This window comes from Desulfatitalea tepidiphila (genome assembly GCF_001293685.1).
Taxonomy (GTDB): domain Bacteria; phylum Desulfobacterota; class Desulfobacteria; order Desulfobacterales; family Desulfosarcinaceae; genus Desulfatitalea; species Desulfatitalea tepidiphila.
The window spans coordinates 178,954-194,734 of the sequence record NZ_BCAG01000006.1; the positions used below are offsets into that span (position 1 = coordinate 178,954).

Consider the following 15,781-nt stretch of genomic DNA (forward strand, 5'->3'; position numbering starts at 1 on the left):
GGTTCGCCGTTCAGCTTTGATTATTCTAAATTTTCTGCATCGGCCAAGTCTTGTGGTCGGCCAGTGGCCCGTTTATTATGTTTTAGATTTTCGAGGTCAATAAAACTAATTTTGAGACCTTGGATATCAACCTCAACTCTTTCTTTATAGCAGTCCTCAAATTTTATCTCTTTTAATGTCGTCAAAATATCGATTCTGTTCGGAGGATAACCAAGTTGGATAATCTGTTCGCTTTCAAGAAAATCCTCGGACTTGAGCCCCAATGATCCAAAACCAAATTCTTCAAGTGCCTTTAAAACATTATCGGCGTTTTCCGGCGAGAGCTCGATCCATACATCAAGATCTCTGGTATAGCGCGGATATCCGTGAAATGCTACGGCATACCCACCAACCACCAGATATCTGACGTTATGCCCGTTTAATAATTCGATAAACTTTTTGAAATCTTTGCTCAGCATTATATCTCCATAGATTATATTCTTTTCGAATTTGCTCTAAAGCATCCAAGCGCTCTTCAATCGTTTTTGATTGCCAAAATATAAAATCATTCGGCTGCTCGTTTATTTTATATTTTTTAATGACCTTGCTTATACTCATGATATCCTCTTACATGTTTTCCAATTTGGTAGAAGCCATTTCAAAACCTATTTAACACAATCATAAGGCAGGCAAGGTGAAAGAGCGCCTGATACATTTTTATATGCCGCTCATATCGCACTACCAAGCGTCTAAAATTACCGAGCCATGCAAAAGTGCGTTCCACCTTCCAGCGCTTTCTATATCTTCTGAGCTTTCTGCCATCTTGCGCTTTATCGTTTGTCCGGTTACGTCGGTATGGAACGATCAAATCTATTTTCAGATGCTTAAGGCGTTTTCGAAGTGGATCACTGTCATATCCTTTATCGCCAATAAGCCTCTTGGGTCGTTTTTCCGGTCGACCTCGGCCAGAAGGAGGAACGTTAACCGCGTCAAGAGTTTGTTCGGCAAGCTTTACTTCCGCCGGGGACGCCGAGGCAAGGACGCTTCCCAAAGGAACACCTTGGCCGTCGACCACCACCATCCACTTTGTTCCCTTGCCCTTTTTGGTTTTTCCGACGCAGGCGCCCCCCTTTTTGCCGGTGCGAAGCTGCCGTCGATGAAGGCTTCTTCCCAGTCCAGCAGCCCATCTGCATCCAGCATGGACAAGAACTTTCGCCACACGTCAAGCCAAACACCTTGGTCTTCCCATAAGCGCAGTCGTCTCCAACATGTGGCTGGGCTCGGGTATCGATCCGGTAAATCTTGCCATCTGGCGCCGGTGCGCAGCACCCATAATATACCTTCGAGCACTTGCCGGTTATCGATTGCCGGTCGTCCTCCTTTTGGACTTGCTATTGGTCTCGGCAGCAGTGGTGCCAATAGTTTCCATTGCTCATCATTTATGAATCGTGTGTATTCGGCCATTGGTTCACCTCCAACAGCTTAATACACAAAACACTATGAAAGTCTAGTTTTCTAACATACTGTATATACTACATTTTGTGGCAAGCGATAAATTGACCACAATTTAGCAGGTTTTGAAATGGCTTCTAATGTGATGCATCATTTAGTGGCACAGGCCAACGATTTGCTCACCAGCAAGGGCCGCTCTGTGGCCCGAATCTGGTGAAGCAAAATGTTAGATGAAATTATTTCTTTTTAGCCACAGGTGCAATTAGCTTTCCGTTCATTAGAAGCCCTACGTTCAAAGATTGCATTTCATTTTTGGGGCTTAGCTCAATAATGTATAAACAGTGCTGGCTTTCAATTGAAATAAATTTAAGGTTGACCGAATCCACTTGCCATTGTTTAGATGAATCGAATTCTTTCTTTGCCCAATCTAAAGCTCTGCTAATCGCATCACTTTCTTTTATTGGAAATTCTTTATCTGAGGTTTTGCAAATCGGAGAATCTATAATTTCATCGTGACCAATTTCGACAACCATTTCCTTTCCATAAAAGGGAGTGCTGGTTGAATAAATGACAAACCGTTCTGGAGCATCCTGGGCGAACGCTAATGATGAGCTCAATACAATTATGATTGCAATCATTGAAGATTTCATTTTAAATTCCATCATCTAACATTCCATTTCAACGGCGCGTTGCTTTTTACGCGTCCGTGTGCAAGTGGTTGTTCTGCATCACGTGGATTAACCGTCATTTCAGTCACGCTCCACTGCTTTATTCTGGTATGAGAACGCAGCCTTAAACACTTCGTCAATGTTAACCAATTCGCCTATTGTCGCTCCCGCCTTGATCTTCTCCTGAAGGAGATGCTCTGTCTCCAGAAGCCGCTGTGCCTTTTGCAGAATCTCAGCAGCCACGGCTATTGGCACAACAACCACGCCGTTACCGTCGACAACCACAATATCCCCAGGCGACACCGCAACACCGGCACATTGGATTGAAACATTTACATCACCATAGCCAGCAACGGCGCCAACATTGGGAACAACCCCTTTGCAGATAACGGGAAACCTGATTTTTCTGATTTCCTCGACATCTCGGCAGGCGCCATCGATCACAGCCCCAATCACTCCCCGATTGAGCGCTGACATTGTCATGTTCTCCCCCCAGAATGCGGTATTAATCGATCCGTGAGAATCGATGACCACAATGTCACCAGGCTGGCAGACATCGATCGCCTTGAAGGCCGCCGCCAGATCAGCGGCAAGGGTCTTGACGGTTACCGCCGTGCCGACTATGCGAATACCTTCAAAGAGGGGTCTCATGTCTGACGTCATCGCATTGAATCGCCCCATGCAATCCGAGATAGCGCATGTAATCGAATCATACGAGAGCAGGGCCCTGAAACCCTGCACGATCTCAGAAGGAGGCCTTTCGATAGTTTTATTAATCATACGACACCTCGTTCCCCCAATTAATTGGTTGCTACACCTGCAGAACGACCTGTGTCAGTGGGCGCACGGTCCTCGCGCTCCACTGAACACAGAGGTTGGGCGTCATTGCCCTATAGTTTCACAATCTCATTTTGAAAGATATATTCGCGCCCTTTATCAGTAAGCTGCACAACAGCATGGTCTCGAGAAACAAGCCCTAGTCTGATTGCTTCTGCAAAATACCTTTCGAAAGACAGCCTGTGAAGACTCGAATTTCTGACTGCTGAGTTAAAGTATATCACACCATCGCGAGAACCATTGGATGTAGCGGCGACAGCCTCCATAACTGATCGAATACCATCACTCGTTCGATCTGGTCGAGAACTCTGCATAGGCGCAAATGGCGCCTTACCTATCGGTGGTTTCTCATAGAGCGGCGCTTTTAGCAGGGTGCGAAGAAGGTCATCAAAACTGTATTCTACCTCGTCGTCGTTTGAGAAATTTATATATAGTTTCGATTGCATAAAGGTTGGGAGCTTACTTGATCCTTTCTGTCGAATGATGGGGATGACCTTATTGCTGTTGATTCTTGATAATAGAGAGGAGGTCATTATCATTTTTTCATATCCTACACCGCCTGCCCCGGCGTTTGCCTTTTCAACATAGTTATCCGTACAGATCATTAGCACATAATCGCATGAAGATAGATGCGTCTCCATGAAGTGCGGTAGGTCATCACCGGGGCGCAAATCCCACTGATCCAATACTGCGTCGACACCTCGATTTCGAAGAGTTGTCGCGAAATCAAGAACCCATGCCTTATGTTCAGCGGAATCGTGCGAGTATGAAATAAAAACGACGGGTGGATTCATATTGAAGCTCCAAACCTACTTTTTGAGAATGGCGCTTACTATGGCGCCCAACGCATGCTTGAGGGGCTTTTGCGGAACGATAGCGTAGCAAACTTCCCACTCAAAGCAGTGGTTCGGTAACTCTATAAATTGGCGGCATTGCGAATTATTTATTTCTATTTGATGACTTTGATTTATCTGTTTCTGGAATAAAGGCTATCTCTCCGCCTTTTTCAAGCTTATGATTTATTACCATTCTTCCTTTAACAGGACCAAAATCCAAATTTGCAATAGCCAACTCAGCGATTGCCTCTTTACCTGCAGTATCTTTGTATTCTTGTAAGACAAAAGGAGTTTTGGTTATTGCCGTTTCAATTTTGGCAACGGTATCTATATATTTAACGTTTTTAGAGACCCCCGTGTCTTTATCAACTATCGTGAGATTTGAAATAATGATTTTAAATCTTTGGGTCCTTTCTCCAGCTTTTTGATTTTCAAGTGTCGGGCCCTGATCTTTTATAGCATTGAAAATACAGTTTTTCAGGTTTTCAATTGTTACGGGATTACCATGCTCATCTAATATTTCAAACGCCCTGGGCTTACTCTTAAAATCCTCCTCAGGGATGATCTTAAGATCAAAATGTTTATATAAGGAATGGATTTGATTCATTTCCAGATTCGGAATTGCCCATGGAAGTGTTTCGACTTGATCTAGAGAAAAACATCTTATTCCAAGTGCTTTGGATTTGCTAAGCGCCGTTGAGGTGAATCCCCGCTGCGAAACGATTACACCTTTATCGACTAATGTTTCTGAGCATTTTTTAGCGAAAGCTTCAACATGCGGAACGCCTACCGGTCGACTTCTGTCCCTGCATTCAATTGCCACAATCATTCTATGATGGCCAGATTTCACATTCAAAACCACGTCATGCTCGCGTTTTTTACCTGTTGTTTTATCTGAAAGGCGCTTTGGAGATTCTACCGTAACAGTATCAGAGGACGCAAAGTGCCTTTCAAGATATGCAACAAGCTTTTCAAGTGATCTTCCTGGTTTCATTGTTTCCTACCGAACGGTTAGCTCACAGGCGGAGAAGGAGCGTCAGCGGAATCTCCGTCCTGTGCAGCTTCATGTTGGCTGCCTCTCAAGCCATGCCTTGTTCCATGCGATACGATATGGCCATACGATCTCGATTGTTGATCCAGCAATATCCGGAGCTTTGATCCTTGATATATGTCGTATTTGGACAGTGCAGATCAAGTCAGAGCTGAGACCGTATAACTTGCGATGCCGCCTGTCACTTTGGAAGACAGCGATGCGAGCATACCCGAGAGGCAGGTATTTGGCGAGATTAGTCCATTTCGCATTTCTGCGGGCAAGAGCTCTTGCCGATTTGATTATCCGTCTGCGTGCTTTGCGCACTGCTCCCTGGGGATCTTTCTGGTGTTCAATATCGACCACCACTGAGCCATTCACGACAGCGCCCCATGCATTGCGGTGGATTTCTGCCCGCCGGGCTTTGAGCGAAATCAAGCCAAGGTTCTTCCGCCTCTCATTAATCGCCAAGGGGACATGCAGGCGGAAACTCATGGCATACGTCTCTATCTTGCACAGAAGTTTAGGCAAAGAGATGTTGGGCTTGTAGAAGACGAGATCATTCTCGAGGACGCCCTTATATTCCTCCATTGACTTCGGGCCGCCACGCATGCGTATTTCACTGAGTTTCAGGCCATCGAGCGCAGCCCAACCAGGCCAAGCGATTGGGGATCGCAGAGACACCATATAGCGATCAAAGCCTGGAGCGAAATACTCGGCCAGAATGGCAGAATAGATACACATGTACTGGACCTTGAAGTAGTCTCGCGACATAGGGCGAGAGTATATGATTAACTGCGGTTTCCCTGCCAATTCGGATACAAGACACCCTTCGATGTGCCACCACGGAGTTTCAGTGTCAGCCTGCAATTCCTCCAACATGACTTGCCTCGGGATATCGATCTTCCCCCCGAGATGCTGGCGATAGAAAAGCTTTAACGCAAGAGCACACCCGTTACATGTGTCCACGAGTCCATCCACCATATCGACTACGGCCGTGTCATTGAGTTCTCGATGCTTGCCGTTCTTGTCGAAGTAAACTACTTGTTTTTGCATGTAAGTAATACGGCCGTGGGCGATGCTGTTTCGGACAATAGTGTCACAATGAGCCAAAAGGGAGGAATAGTTACCCCGGCTTAGCTCGTCTATACATGCTGACAGCTTCCATAGGTCATTTGTTGACTTCCCTCTGTCGAGTCGGGAACAGGTGGCTATGGGTGCGATAAGTCTATGAAGAACCCCCTCTGCAAGCTTCAGATATGCAGGATGAAAGCTCTTATCACACAGACGCATGAAGGCATATTCCTCGCGCTCCATGGGCGTGTCATGCCAGCGCTCATCTCCAATCTCATTGAGCGCGAGAAACGCCCGGTCAATGTCCTCCGAGGCCTCGTTGAGAAGGTCGATTAGCCGAGACTCATCATGAACATACTCTTGCTCCAGGAAGTTGGTATAGGTTCGGAATGAATCACGACAGTAGAAGCGCTCAGGTGTCCCTTCGACATATCTGGCCAGTGCCAGATAGGCATCATGGCTACAAGAGGAAAGTGTTGGGAACGCTTTCAGTGCTTGTTCACGAGCTCGAGCGTTAACTTCGCCGGTCAACGGAGCGTGCCAGACCTTTCTTAGGTTTTTGATTGCTGATTCCATAGGCTTATAGGTTTCAGGCCAACGCCAAGCTTACCGGCAGGTCCTTAGCGACAGCGGAGGAACTGTCCGGGTAAAGCGCGAGGTTATGGAAAAGGTTTACCTAATAGCCACCAAGCTAGCACTACTCCGCTGAGGCCAAATGTTAAAAATACCAAATGAAAACAAGTTGAGTATGTAAAGAAGGGTGTACTTCGTTTTAAGCCCTTCGTTACGTGATCTTCACAATTGAATATTTTTAAGAGGTGAGGTTTGTCAGCCTCATCATCTACCTCAAATAGATTTTCGATATGTTTTAGAGCTTGTTCACCGTGACCTATTAGCTGTTTGTTCCGAAGGTCCAGTTTCCAAAAAATAAATGAAAGAAACGGAAGCAACAAGGCGAGTGGTATTCCAACTCTAATATCAGAGGCATCTTTCAATATTGCCGTTAATGCACCTGATATCAGGGCGCAAAGAATCAAATAAAAATTAAATGTTTTTATTCGTTGGTCGGCATGCAACTGAAAATATTTCCATGCATGATCACGAATCTGATCTCGTTCTTTATCATCCATCAAGACTTTCCATAATGACGCGCCTTACCGGCGCGCGGCGATCTTCCGCGCGACCGTGTAAAGGCGCAGGTTATGCAGCCGCTGATTACTGCAATACAACCCACCTTTTACGGTAGTTAAATAAGCGATATTCTTTTTTCGGAAAATTTTCTTCAGGCTGGACAGTTGATTTGACCTTGCAGTGAAGATGCCTCGAAGTCCGCTAAAAACGCAAAACGTTTTAGCGGCTGCGAAGCACGCTTCACTGCTACCATCGATCAAATCAACTGTCCAGCCTTCTATCATTTTTGTCCTTCTAATGAATTTCGCCATGCAATTTCTTTGTACCTGTGTCTTTAATATTTCTAATAATATCAGCGGTCTGGCATAACATTAAAATTATGAGCACGTCCGCTTTTGACGACTAAAGCGGCACACTAAACCAAATATGAACATTTCAAAATGATGCTAACCGACCAAAATCTTTATTAATAATTCAGTTCATACAGTTTTTTCGCCTTTAGCCTGGACAAAAACCGCACGGCTTTGTTAAAAGGTCGGAATATGGCAGGATCAAATTGGGCCATCTCACCACGATTATTTTGATAAATCAAGCAGTTTCTGGGTTATTATACGTCACTCCCGTAAAAGCTGGTCGCGCTTTTTAGTGAAAGCTTTTTCCGCTTTTGACCATAATTATCAGTATTGAACGGACATCCGTTTAATTCCTGAGGAAAATTATCCGATGCCCTTAAGCGAATTCCGGCGCTATTTGAGATCCAACAAAAGCATCCCGAACAAATACGCATCCTTTTATATCAAATGGGTGCAGGATTTCGTTCGGTTCTGCCAATCTCAACCGAATACGCAAAAGTCATCCATGCAGGTCGATCGGTTTTTGACTCGTTTGGCTAAGAAATATGAGTAGTGGCAGGTAGACCAGGCCAGGCATGCCATCCAACACTATTGTTATTTTCTGGAACGGCCGCATCGACCAGACGGGTCGCTTGAACATCCGGAATCCATCAAGGACTGGAAGACCGCCGGCGAAACCATGGTGCGCGTGCTTAGATTAAAGCAGAGATCATATCGTACTGAAAGGACCTACATACATTGGCTGAGAAGCTTTTATTCCCATGTCAAACCCGCAATTCCCAGTGAATTGACCGATCGCCACATCATCGACTTCTTGTCCTATCTCGCAGTCGAAAGGCATGTAGTTAAATCCACCCAAAACCAGGCCTTCAATGCCTTGCTGTTCTTTTATCGGCATGTGCTTGAAAAGGAGGTGGGCGAAATACGCAATGCGGTTCGGGCCAAGCCCAAATTCCGCCTCCCAACCGTGCTGTCGCCCGTCGAAGTGATGCATTTGATCGACCATCTCTCCGGTGTTTCGCGCCTGATGGCAAAAATCATATACGGCGGTGGTCTTCGTCGGGATGAGTGCATGCGCCTGAGAGTGAAGGACTTGGATTTCGAAAGAAACACGGTCACCGTTCGCGCCGGAAAAGGCGACAAAGACCGCCAGACGTTGCTGCCGGAATCCATCGTCGATGAGGTGCGGCAACACCTGTGCAACGTTCGTCACTTGTATGAAGCCGACCGCAAAGCCGACATTGCGGGTGTTCAACTGCCCGGCGCCTTGGAAAAAAAATATCCGCTGGCCTCCAAAGAATGGATCTGGTACTGGGTTTTTCCTTCCGCCAGGCTTTCCCAGGATCCCCGCTCGGGCGTTGTTCGCCGGCACCACATGTCCGGCGACGTATTGCGCAAGGGAATCCGTAACGCAGCCAAGACAGTCGGTTTGGCCAAAAGGGTAACGGCGCATACGCTCAGGCACTCTTTTGCCACCCATCTACTGGAAAATGGGACCGATATCCGCACCATCCAACAGTTGCTGGGTCATGCGGATTTAAACACCACGATGATCTATACCCATGTGGCCCGAAAGAATGCCTTTGGCGTTCGAAGCCCCTTGGACCATCAGCCCGCTTGAACCATCGAAACCGCGGCCTCGATTGTGGCGCCGGCCGAAATGACCGCTCCTGTTTCTTCGACTCCATCCGAATGCTGATCGTCAGGTCCTTCTTTGCCTTTTGCCGATCCGGCTTTATTTTAGGGTTCCAAATTCAAAATGCCGATTTCGACCCGCCGAACCCGGCGGGCACAGGAGGTAATCCATGAAAGCATTCATTTTTTTGATATCCATAGTGATGGCAACGACGGCGGCAGCGGACGGCCGATCCGTGACCTACACGGTCAATGGCGCCCCTTACGAGGGCTACTACACGACTCCGGGCGGCAGAGCGCCGCTGGTGCTGCTGGTGCACGACTGGGACGGTCTGACCGATTATGAAGTGCGGCGCGCAGAGATGCTGGCCAAGATGGGGTATGCGGTCTTTGCAGTCGATCTGTTCGGCGCCGGCGTGCGGCCGACCAAGATGGAAGATCGCCGCCAGCATACCGGCGAATTGTACGCGGATCGCGAGAAGATGCGCGCCCTGCTCGACGGCGGTTTGAAGGCGGCCCGGGATCAGGGCGCCGATACGGCCAACGCCGTGGCCATGGGGTATTGTTTCGGCGGGGCCGCGGTGCTGGAACTGGCCCGCTCAGGCGCGGACCTGAAAGGCTTCGTCTCGTTCCACGGCGGATTGAGCACGCCCCAGGGCCAGGACTACAGCCGGACCCGGGCGCCGGTGCTGATTCTGCACGGTGCGGCCGACACCGCCATCTCCATGGACGATTTTGCCAAGCTGGCCAAGGAGCTGGAAAAACATGGCGTGGCCCACGAAATGATCGCCTACGGCGGCGCGCCCCATGCGTTCACCGTGTTTGGCGAGGATCGCTACCGCGAGGATGCGGATCGGAAATCGTGGCAGCGGTTCTCGGAATTCCTCAAGGATGTGCTGCGCTGACCTCCCGCGATTCAGCCCTTTGCGGGCTCGCATCGGCGCGAGCCCGCTTTGTTTTTGCGGCTTTGCCGCCCATTGCCTTGACAAGCCATCGGCTTCAGAGGCAAAAGAAAGCCATCCCTGCAACCCATCACGACGATGAGGAAACCATGAACAGATTGAAACGCCGAACGATGGCCCTGTTCGCCTTGGCGAACCTCCTGGTATTCTTCAGACCGCCGCCATAGCCGGCGAACCGGGAGATGCCTCGGCCGATGACCGGGCCACGGAACGCCGGGAGATGGTGGCCCGGCAACTCAAGAGGCGCGGCATCGAGGACCCCGACGTGCTACGCGCCATGGCCAAGGTACCGCGGCACCGTTTCGTGCCCCAGGCCCTGCAGGCCATGGCCTATGCGGATCAACCATTGCCCATCGGCCACGACCAGACCATCTCTCAGCCCTACATCGTGGCCTTGATGTCGGAAGTGCTGGCGGTGCGGCCGGGTCAGCGGGTGCTCGAGGTGGGCACCGGATCGGGATACCAGGCGGCGGTGCTGGCCGAGATGGGCGTGACGGTCTACTCCATCGAAATCATACCCGAGCTGGGCCGACGTGCCGCGACGGTACTCGGTGAATTGGGCTACGAAGGGGCAAACCTCAAGATCGGCGACGGATATCGGGGATGGCCCGAAGCCGCCCCCTTTGACGGCATCATCGTCACCTGTGCGCCCGGCGACATTCCCGAACCGCTCACCGAGCAACTGGCCGAAGGCGGCCGGCTGGTCATTCCGGTGGGCGACGGGTTCGCCCAGAAACTCGTGCGGCTGACCAAAACAGAGGGCCGCATGGTCGAAGAGAAGATCGTGGATGTGCGCTTCGTGCCCATGGTCGACGAGAAGGGGAAAACGTACTGATGGAACCTGCCGGCGCAGCCGGTCCGGAACCCCATCGCATCCCGGAAAATGGTCGCATCATCGATGAACAAGGTCGTATTGCTCCAACTGCCCGTGCCTCAGACCAATTTCGGCCGGCAGACCGGCAACACCCCGCTGGCCGCCGCCTGGCTGAAGGCATCCCTCCCGGCTGCGGCCGCTGCGCAGGTCCGGATCCTGCCTGAAAGCATCGTCTCCTACCTGGGCGACGCCGCCCTGGTCGACCTGGTCCTGACCGAAACGCCGGACATCGTGGGCTTCACGGTCTATTGCTGGAACCTGGACCGTTCCCTGCACATGGCCAAACAGCTCAAACGGCTCAGCGCGGCGCGCATCGTTTTCGGCGGCCCGGAAATCACCCCGGACAACCCCCGGTTGCTCGGCGCGCCCATCGATTTCCGGGTGTATGGCGAAGGCGAAATCGTCTTCGAGCGGCTGATCGGCGATCCGGCGTTCTGGTCCCTCGGTTCGGCCTCGGCCCCGGCCGACACAGGCTTCGAATCCCTGCCCAGCCCCTACCTGGCCGGCCTGCTCGAACCCGGGCTGAGCAACGTCATCCTCCTCGAGACCCAGCGCGGATGCCCCTATCGCTGCCGCTACTGCTACTACAACAAGGCCCGCAGCGGATTGACGTTCGCCTCGGAAGCACATGTATTCGATGCCGTCGACTGGGCCGGGTCGCAAGGCATCGGCGAAATCTATCTGCTCGACCCTTGTCTGAGCGCCCGTCCCAGGTTCAACACCTTTTTGAAACGGCTCGCGATGCACAACCGGGACCGGCGCATGGGTTTCGTGAGCGAGATTCGGGCCGAATCCATCGACCGGGCCCTGGCCGACCTGTTCCAGACCGTCGGTTTTCTCCGGTTTGAAATCGGCCTGCAGTCGACCAACCCCAAGGCCCTGGCCGCCATGAACCGCCGTACCGACCTGGCGCGCCTTGCCGCCGGCGCCCACCTGCTCAAGGCGCGCGGCATCGTTCCCCAGATCGACCTGATCCTGGGCCTGCCTGGCGACGATCCGGCCGGATTCAGGCGGTCGGTGGATTTTTTGGTGGACAACGATCTGGCCGACGATGTCCAGCTCTTTCCCCTCTCCCTGCTGCCGGGCACCGAATTCCGCGCCCAAAGCCGAAGCCTGGGGCTCCGTTTTACGCCCGCACCGCCCTACACGGTATGGGACACGCCCACTTTCTCGCACGAAGAGATGCTCGCGGCCATAGACTATGCCGAAGTGAAACTGGACGCCGCCTTCTATCCCTTTGCGGACCTGAACATCGCCTGGCGCCTGCACCAAGAGGCCGCGCCGCGGGATGTGACGGCCCGCATCGGAGAACAGGAGATCTACACCAAACTCTACCTCACCGGCCCCCGCACCTCCCAGGAACTCCAGGCCGTCGCACCGAGGCTGAGCCATCCCTACCAGCTCTTCGTGGATCCGAAATTCACGGACGCGGCAGCCCTAGGCCGGGTGATCACGGCCCTGAGCGCCGCCAATCCCTTCACCCCTTTCGAGGTCGTATTTCTATCGCCCCCGCACAGACCCGACCGTAACCGCCTGCTCTCCGCCGTGCGGCTCAAGCGCCCCCATGTCCTGGACCTCGAAGAGCGGTTTCTATATGACCGGCCCGGCAACCGGGCGGTAATCTTCACCATCGTCAACGAAGATCGCCAGGTGCGCCAAACCGGAGAGATGGAGCGCCAGGTGTTCTGGTGGCGCCACGGGAATTTGCCCACGCGGGCGGCGCTGGACGACCTGCTGGCCGTTGACGGGGTGCTGATCGATACGGCCCTTCCCCAGGAGGCGCTGGTGCAGTGGCAGGACCGGTTTGCCCCCCTGGCGGACGGCCTGCCCCGGATCGCCTTCGCCCATCTGGTCCTTCAGCATCGCTGGCTGCTGCAAACCGCCCATGACGAGTGGGCGGCGAACATTCTCGACCCGGTCGGGCGCATGGACTCGACATCGGCCCCATCGGCAAACCATCCAAGGAGCGTGTCCAGATGAATCCAGACTTTCCCCCCATCATCGACGCCCACGCCCATTGCGGCGTGCTGGACAAAAGCTGGCCCCAATCGTGCGAGGACTATGAACGCCACATCGACGGCACCGGCATTCATGGCGTGGCCTTTTTTTCTCCGGTCTACGAGATCTACGACCGCTACGACGCCCATTTCGCCGACACGCCGGCCTGGCAGGCGCGTCGTCGGCAGAGCAACACCCACCTGCTCTCTTTGAACCCGGCCGGCCTGTCCGTCTTCCCCTACTTTTTCATCTGGAATGACTTTGCGGTGGAGCAGCTCACGCCGGGCCATCGCGGCATCAAATGGCACCGGCACCCCGGCGAACCGAAGTACCACTATGACGATCCGCGCTGCCTTGCGGCCCTGGACGAAATCCGCCGCCGCCGTCTGCCGGTGGTATTGGAAGAAGAGCTCGAGCACACCGTACGCTTCATCGGCGGCCTGGCCCAGGGGATCCGGGTGATCATTCCCCATCTGGGCGGACTCAACGGCGGCTTCCGCGCCATATCCGCCGCAGGCCTCTGGGACCTGGACCACGTGTGGGCCGATACGGCGCTGGCCTCCCGCGCCGAAATTCGCGAATACCTCCAGCGCTACGGCCATCGACGGCTGATGTTCGGGTCCGACTTCCCGTTCGGCGAGCCGGCCGAGGAACTGCACAAAATCCGCAGCCTGAACCTGGATGACCAGGTTGAAACGGCCATCCTGGGCGGAAATTTCAAGCGCCTGCAGGCGGCAGTCGACCATCGTTAACCCCCCTGCCCCTCTCTGCGCCACACACAAAACACATCCAATCCTAATCCAATGCTGACATGCGGCCTTTAGCATCCGGTCTATCCATTCCATGTATCGATATGGATCGATAAACGAGATCGAGCATCGTCTTTCGAAAGGAGCGTGCCATGACCGCAGAGAGGACCGCCATCGAGATTGCGACCCTGAACAAGACATTCGGCAGACGCAGGGCGCTGGACACAGTCAGCCTGCGCATTTCGGCCGGCGAAATGGTGGCGCTCATCGGACCTTCCGGATCGGGCAAATCGACCCTGCTGCGCCATATCTCAGGCCTGCTGACCGGGGACCGCGATTCCGGCGAGATTCGCATTTTCGGCCGTCAGGTCCAAGCCAGGGGCGCCGTGTCGGCCGACATCCGGCGCATCCGCTCGCAAGTCGGCTTCATCTTCCAGCAGTTCAATCTGGTGGGCCGGCTGCCCCTGCTGACCAATGTCATGGTCGGCATGCTGCCCAGGGTCAACACCTGGCGCAGTCTGGCGGGCTGGTTCACCCGGGACGAAAAGCGGCGTGCCATGCATGCCCTGAACTGCGTGGGGCTGGCCGAGTATGCCGCCCAGCGGGCCAGCACCCTTTCGGGCGGTCAGCAGCAGCGGGCCGCGATCGCCCGGGCGGTCGAGCAACGGGCCCGCATCATCCTGGCCGACGAGCCCATCGCATCCCTCGATCCCGAATCGGCGCGCATGGTGATGGAGTGTCTCACGGCCTTGAACCACAACGATGGCGTAACCGTGCTGGTCAGCCTTCACCAGGTCCAATTCGCGCTGCAATACTGCCCGCGGTCCATTGCCATGAAGGACGGCAGGGTGGTGTTCGACGGTCCCAGCGAAGCGCTCACGCCCACGGCCCTGCGCAATATCTATGGTTTGAAGTCCACCGATGTCGATCTCGACGGCACCACGCCCTTGAGCAGGGGGTTGGGGGGTCGACGGGTCGCCTTTGCCGCCGGGATTTGACCCTCCCGCAGGATCGGGATGATCCGGCTCAAAGCGTTCGCCTTCTTATAAAACGAAACCCATCAAAAAAGCTGGAAAAAGGAGAAATCACATGAAAAAAATAGTCCACGCGTTGATCCTGGGGCTGATCGCCGCAGTCTTTTTTTGGGCCGGCGCGGCTTCGGCGGAAGAAGAGCTCAAAGAACTCACCATCGGCATCATTCCCACCGAATCGTCATCCTCGGCCATGAAAGGCTTCGAGCCGTTCCGGGCGGATATGGAAAAGGCCCTGGGCATACCGGTCAAACTGTTCATGGCGCCCGACTATGCCGGGGTGATCGAGGCCATGCGATTCAACAAGGTGCAGATCGCCTGGTTCGGCAACAAATCGGCCATCGAGGCGGTCAACCGCGCCGACGGAGAAGTCTTCGCCCAAACCGTCGATATATCCGGAAACCCGGGCTACTGGTCGCTCATCGTGGTTCACAAAGACAGTCCATTCAACAGCATCGACGACATCATCCAGAACGGCAAAACGCTCACCTTCGGCAACGGCGATCCCAACAGCACGTCTGGCTATCTCATCCCCACCTATTACATCTGGGGGCAGAACGGGATCGATCCGGCAAAGCACTTCAAGCTGGTGCGCAACGCCAACCATGAAACCAACCTGATGGCCGTGGCCAACAAACAGGTGGATTTCGCCACCAACAACACCGAAAACTGGGACAAATTCTCCAAGGCCCACCCGGAGATGATCAAAAACGTGCGCATCGTATGGAAAAGCCCCCTGATTCCCAGCGACCCCATGGTGTGGCGCAAAGATCTGCCCAAAGAGTGGAAAAGCAAAATCAAAGGCTTTTTCCTGGCCTATGGCCGCATCGGTGCGAACAAGGGTAAAGAACTGGCCGTGCTCAAGGGGATGAGCTCCGGATGGGCCCCGTTCCAGGACTCCTCCAATCATCAACTGCTGCCCATCATGGAGATCAACTACGCCAAGGATAGAATGAAGATCCAGAACAACGACGCCATCGCCGCAGAGGCCAAGGCGACCAAAGTGGCGGAAATCGACAAGCAATTGGGCGAACTTCAGGCCTATGGCAAGCTGATCGACAAGTTCAATTAGCGATCGTCCGCAAATGGCCGGATTCAGGAAGAACACCCATCAGGACAACCCATGGCGGGGGGCGATTTTCAACAATCCCCCGCCTTCGATTCCCGGTGAG

The 15,781-nt window shown here is 53.1% G+C and carries 16 protein-coding genes and 1 pseudogene; 7 read left to right on the forward strand and 10 right to left on the reverse strand.

What is annotated here, in order from left to right:
* Positions 1–20 precede the first annotated feature (20 nt).
* The 10 genes and pseudogenes from DFT_RS20710 to DFT_RS20750 all read right to left on the reverse strand — a co-directional run bounded on the left by DFT_RS20710 (position 21) and on the right by DFT_RS20750 (position 7,291).
* Positions 21–458, reverse strand: a complete 438-nt coding sequence (locus DFT_RS20710) for a DUF6036 family nucleotidyltransferase (RefSeq protein ID WP_054033143.1) — start codon at positions 456–458, stop codon at positions 21–23.
* Positions 409–597: a hypothetical protein gene (locus tag DFT_RS25275; protein ID WP_200907122.1), complete on the reverse strand. Its 189-nt coding sequence runs from the start codon at positions 595–597 to the stop codon at positions 409–411. Before DFT_RS25275 ends, DFT_RS20710 begins: the two co-directional genes overlap by 50 nt.
* A gap of 112 nt (positions 598–709) precedes the next feature.
* A pseudogene (locus DFT_RS25605) lies at positions 710–1,443 on the reverse strand (IS5 family transposase); the annotation flags it as partial.
* A gap of 224 nt (positions 1,444–1,667) precedes the next feature.
* On the reverse strand, positions 1,668–2,096 hold the full coding sequence (locus tag DFT_RS20720; RefSeq protein WP_054033145.1) for a hypothetical protein: 429 nt from the start codon (positions 2,094–2,096) through the stop codon (positions 1,668–1,670).
* Between the two features lie 84 nt (positions 2,097–2,180).
* Positions 2,181–2,879, reverse strand: coding sequence for an RraA family protein (locus DFT_RS20725; protein ID WP_054033146.1), 699 nt, complete (start codon positions 2,877–2,879; stop codon positions 2,181–2,183).
* 110 nt (positions 2,880–2,989) lie between these two features.
* Positions 2,990–3,730: a toll/interleukin-1 receptor domain-containing protein gene (locus DFT_RS20730; protein WP_054033147.1), complete on the reverse strand. Its 741-nt coding sequence runs from the start codon at positions 3,728–3,730 to the stop codon at positions 2,990–2,992.
* A 145-nt stretch (positions 3,731–3,875) separates the two neighbouring features.
* Complete coding sequence (locus DFT_RS25285) at positions 3,876–4,766, reverse strand: restriction endonuclease (protein WP_076750819.1); 891 nt, start codon at positions 4,764–4,766, stop codon at positions 3,876–3,878.
* A gap of 69 nt (positions 4,767–4,835) precedes the next feature.
* Positions 4,836–6,452 carry a hypothetical protein gene (locus DFT_RS20740; protein ID WP_054033149.1) on the reverse strand — a complete coding sequence of 539 codons (1,617 nt, stop codon included), beginning with the start codon at positions 6,450–6,452 and terminating at the stop codon, positions 4,836–4,838.
* Between the two features lie 83 nt (positions 6,453–6,535).
* Positions 6,536–7,006 (reverse strand): hypothetical protein, encoded by a 471-nt coding sequence (locus DFT_RS20745; RefSeq protein WP_054033150.1) that lies wholly within the window; start codon positions 7,004–7,006, stop codon positions 6,536–6,538.
* 24 nt (positions 7,007–7,030) lie between these two features.
* Positions 7,031–7,291, reverse strand: a complete 261-nt coding sequence (locus DFT_RS20750) for a hypothetical protein (RefSeq protein WP_152972106.1) — start codon at positions 7,289–7,291, stop codon at positions 7,031–7,033.
* 748 nt (positions 7,292–8,039) lie between these two features.
* On the opposite strand from DFT_RS20750, the gene DFT_RS20760 reads away from it, so the two are divergent.
* The 7 genes from DFT_RS20760 (at position 8,040) to phnD (ending at position 15,681) form a co-directional block, all read left to right on the forward strand.
* Positions 8,040–8,981 carry an integron integrase gene (locus DFT_RS20760; protein ID WP_054033153.1) on the forward strand — a complete coding sequence of 314 codons (942 nt, stop codon included), beginning with the start codon at positions 8,040–8,042 and terminating at the stop codon, positions 8,979–8,981.
* A 184-nt stretch (positions 8,982–9,165) separates the two neighbouring features.
* A complete protein-coding gene (locus DFT_RS20765; protein WP_054033154.1) occupies positions 9,166–9,900 on the forward strand; it encodes a dienelactone hydrolase family protein in 735 nt (244 codons plus the stop codon).
* Between the two features lie 220 nt (positions 9,901–10,120).
* On the forward strand, positions 10,121–10,792 hold the full coding sequence (locus DFT_RS20770) for a protein-L-isoaspartate(D-aspartate) O-methyltransferase (protein ID WP_268750714.1): 672 nt from the start codon (positions 10,121–10,123) through the stop codon (positions 10,790–10,792).
* 63 nt (positions 10,793–10,855) lie between these two features.
* Positions 10,856–12,811 (forward strand): B12-binding domain-containing radical SAM protein, encoded by a 1,956-nt coding sequence (locus DFT_RS20775; RefSeq protein ID WP_054033156.1) that lies wholly within the window; start codon positions 10,856–10,858, stop codon positions 12,809–12,811.
* Positions 12,808–13,581, forward strand: coding sequence for an amidohydrolase family protein (locus DFT_RS20780; protein WP_054033157.1), 774 nt, complete (start codon positions 12,808–12,810; stop codon positions 13,579–13,581). Before DFT_RS20775 ends, DFT_RS20780 begins: the two co-directional genes overlap by 4 nt.
* A 149-nt stretch (positions 13,582–13,730) precedes the next feature.
* Positions 13,731–14,576: a phosphonate ABC transporter ATP-binding protein gene (gene phnC, locus DFT_RS20785; RefSeq protein WP_054033158.1), complete on the forward strand. Its 846-nt coding sequence runs from the start codon at positions 13,731–13,733 to the stop codon at positions 14,574–14,576.
* A 91-nt stretch (positions 14,577–14,667) separates the two neighbouring features.
* A complete protein-coding gene (gene phnD, locus DFT_RS20790; protein WP_054033159.1) occupies positions 14,668–15,681 on the forward strand; it encodes a phosphonate ABC transporter substrate-binding protein in 1,014 nt (337 codons plus the stop codon).
* The last annotated feature ends 100 nt before the right edge of the window (positions 15,682–15,781 follow it).

Coding starts and splice junctions, on each gene's coding strand:
- DFT_RS20710 (WP_054033143.1), bottom strand. CDS start 458: ATGCTGAGCAAAGATTTCAAAAAGTTTATCGAATTATTAAACGGGCAT.
- DFT_RS25275 (WP_200907122.1), bottom strand. CDS start 597: ATGAGTATAAGCAAGGTCATTAAAAAATATAAAATAAACGAGCAGCCG.
- DFT_RS20720 (WP_054033145.1), bottom strand. CDS start 2,096: ATGATGGAATTTAAAATGAAATCTTCAATGATTGCAATCATAATTGTA.
- DFT_RS20725 (WP_054033146.1), bottom strand. CDS start 2,879: ATGATTAATAAAACTATCGAAAGGCCTCCTTCTGAGATCGTGCAGGGT.
- DFT_RS20730 (WP_054033147.1), bottom strand. CDS start 3,730: ATGAATCCACCCGTCGTTTTTATTTCATACTCGCACGATTCCGCTGAA.
- DFT_RS25285 (WP_076750819.1), bottom strand. CDS start 4,766: ATGAAACCAGGAAGATCACTTGAAAAGCTTGTTGCATATCTTGAAAGG.
- DFT_RS20740 (WP_054033149.1), bottom strand. CDS start 6,452: ATGGAATCAGCAATCAAAAACCTAAGAAAGGTCTGGCACGCTCCGTTG.
- DFT_RS20745 (WP_054033150.1), bottom strand. CDS start 7,006: ATGGATGATAAAGAACGAGATCAGATTCGTGATCATGCATGGAAATAT.
- DFT_RS20750 (WP_152972106.1), bottom strand. CDS start 7,291: ATGATAGAAGGCTGGACAGTTGATTTGATCGATGGTAGCAGTGAAGCG.
- DFT_RS20760 (WP_054033153.1), top strand. CDS start 8,040: ATGGTGCGCGTGCTTAGATTAAAGCAGAGATCATATCGTACTGAAAGG.
- DFT_RS20765 (WP_054033154.1), top strand. CDS start 9,166: ATGAAAGCATTCATTTTTTTGATATCCATAGTGATGGCAACGACGGCG.
- DFT_RS20775 (WP_054033156.1), top strand. CDS start 10,856: ATGAACAAGGTCGTATTGCTCCAACTGCCCGTGCCTCAGACCAATTTC.
- DFT_RS20780 (WP_054033157.1), top strand. CDS start 12,808: ATGAATCCAGACTTTCCCCCCATCATCGACGCCCACGCCCATTGCGGC.
- phnC (WP_054033158.1), top strand. CDS start 13,731: ATGACCGCAGAGAGGACCGCCATCGAGATTGCGACCCTGAACAAGACA.
- phnD (WP_054033159.1), top strand. CDS start 14,668: ATGAAAAAAATAGTCCACGCGTTGATCCTGGGGCTGATCGCCGCAGTC.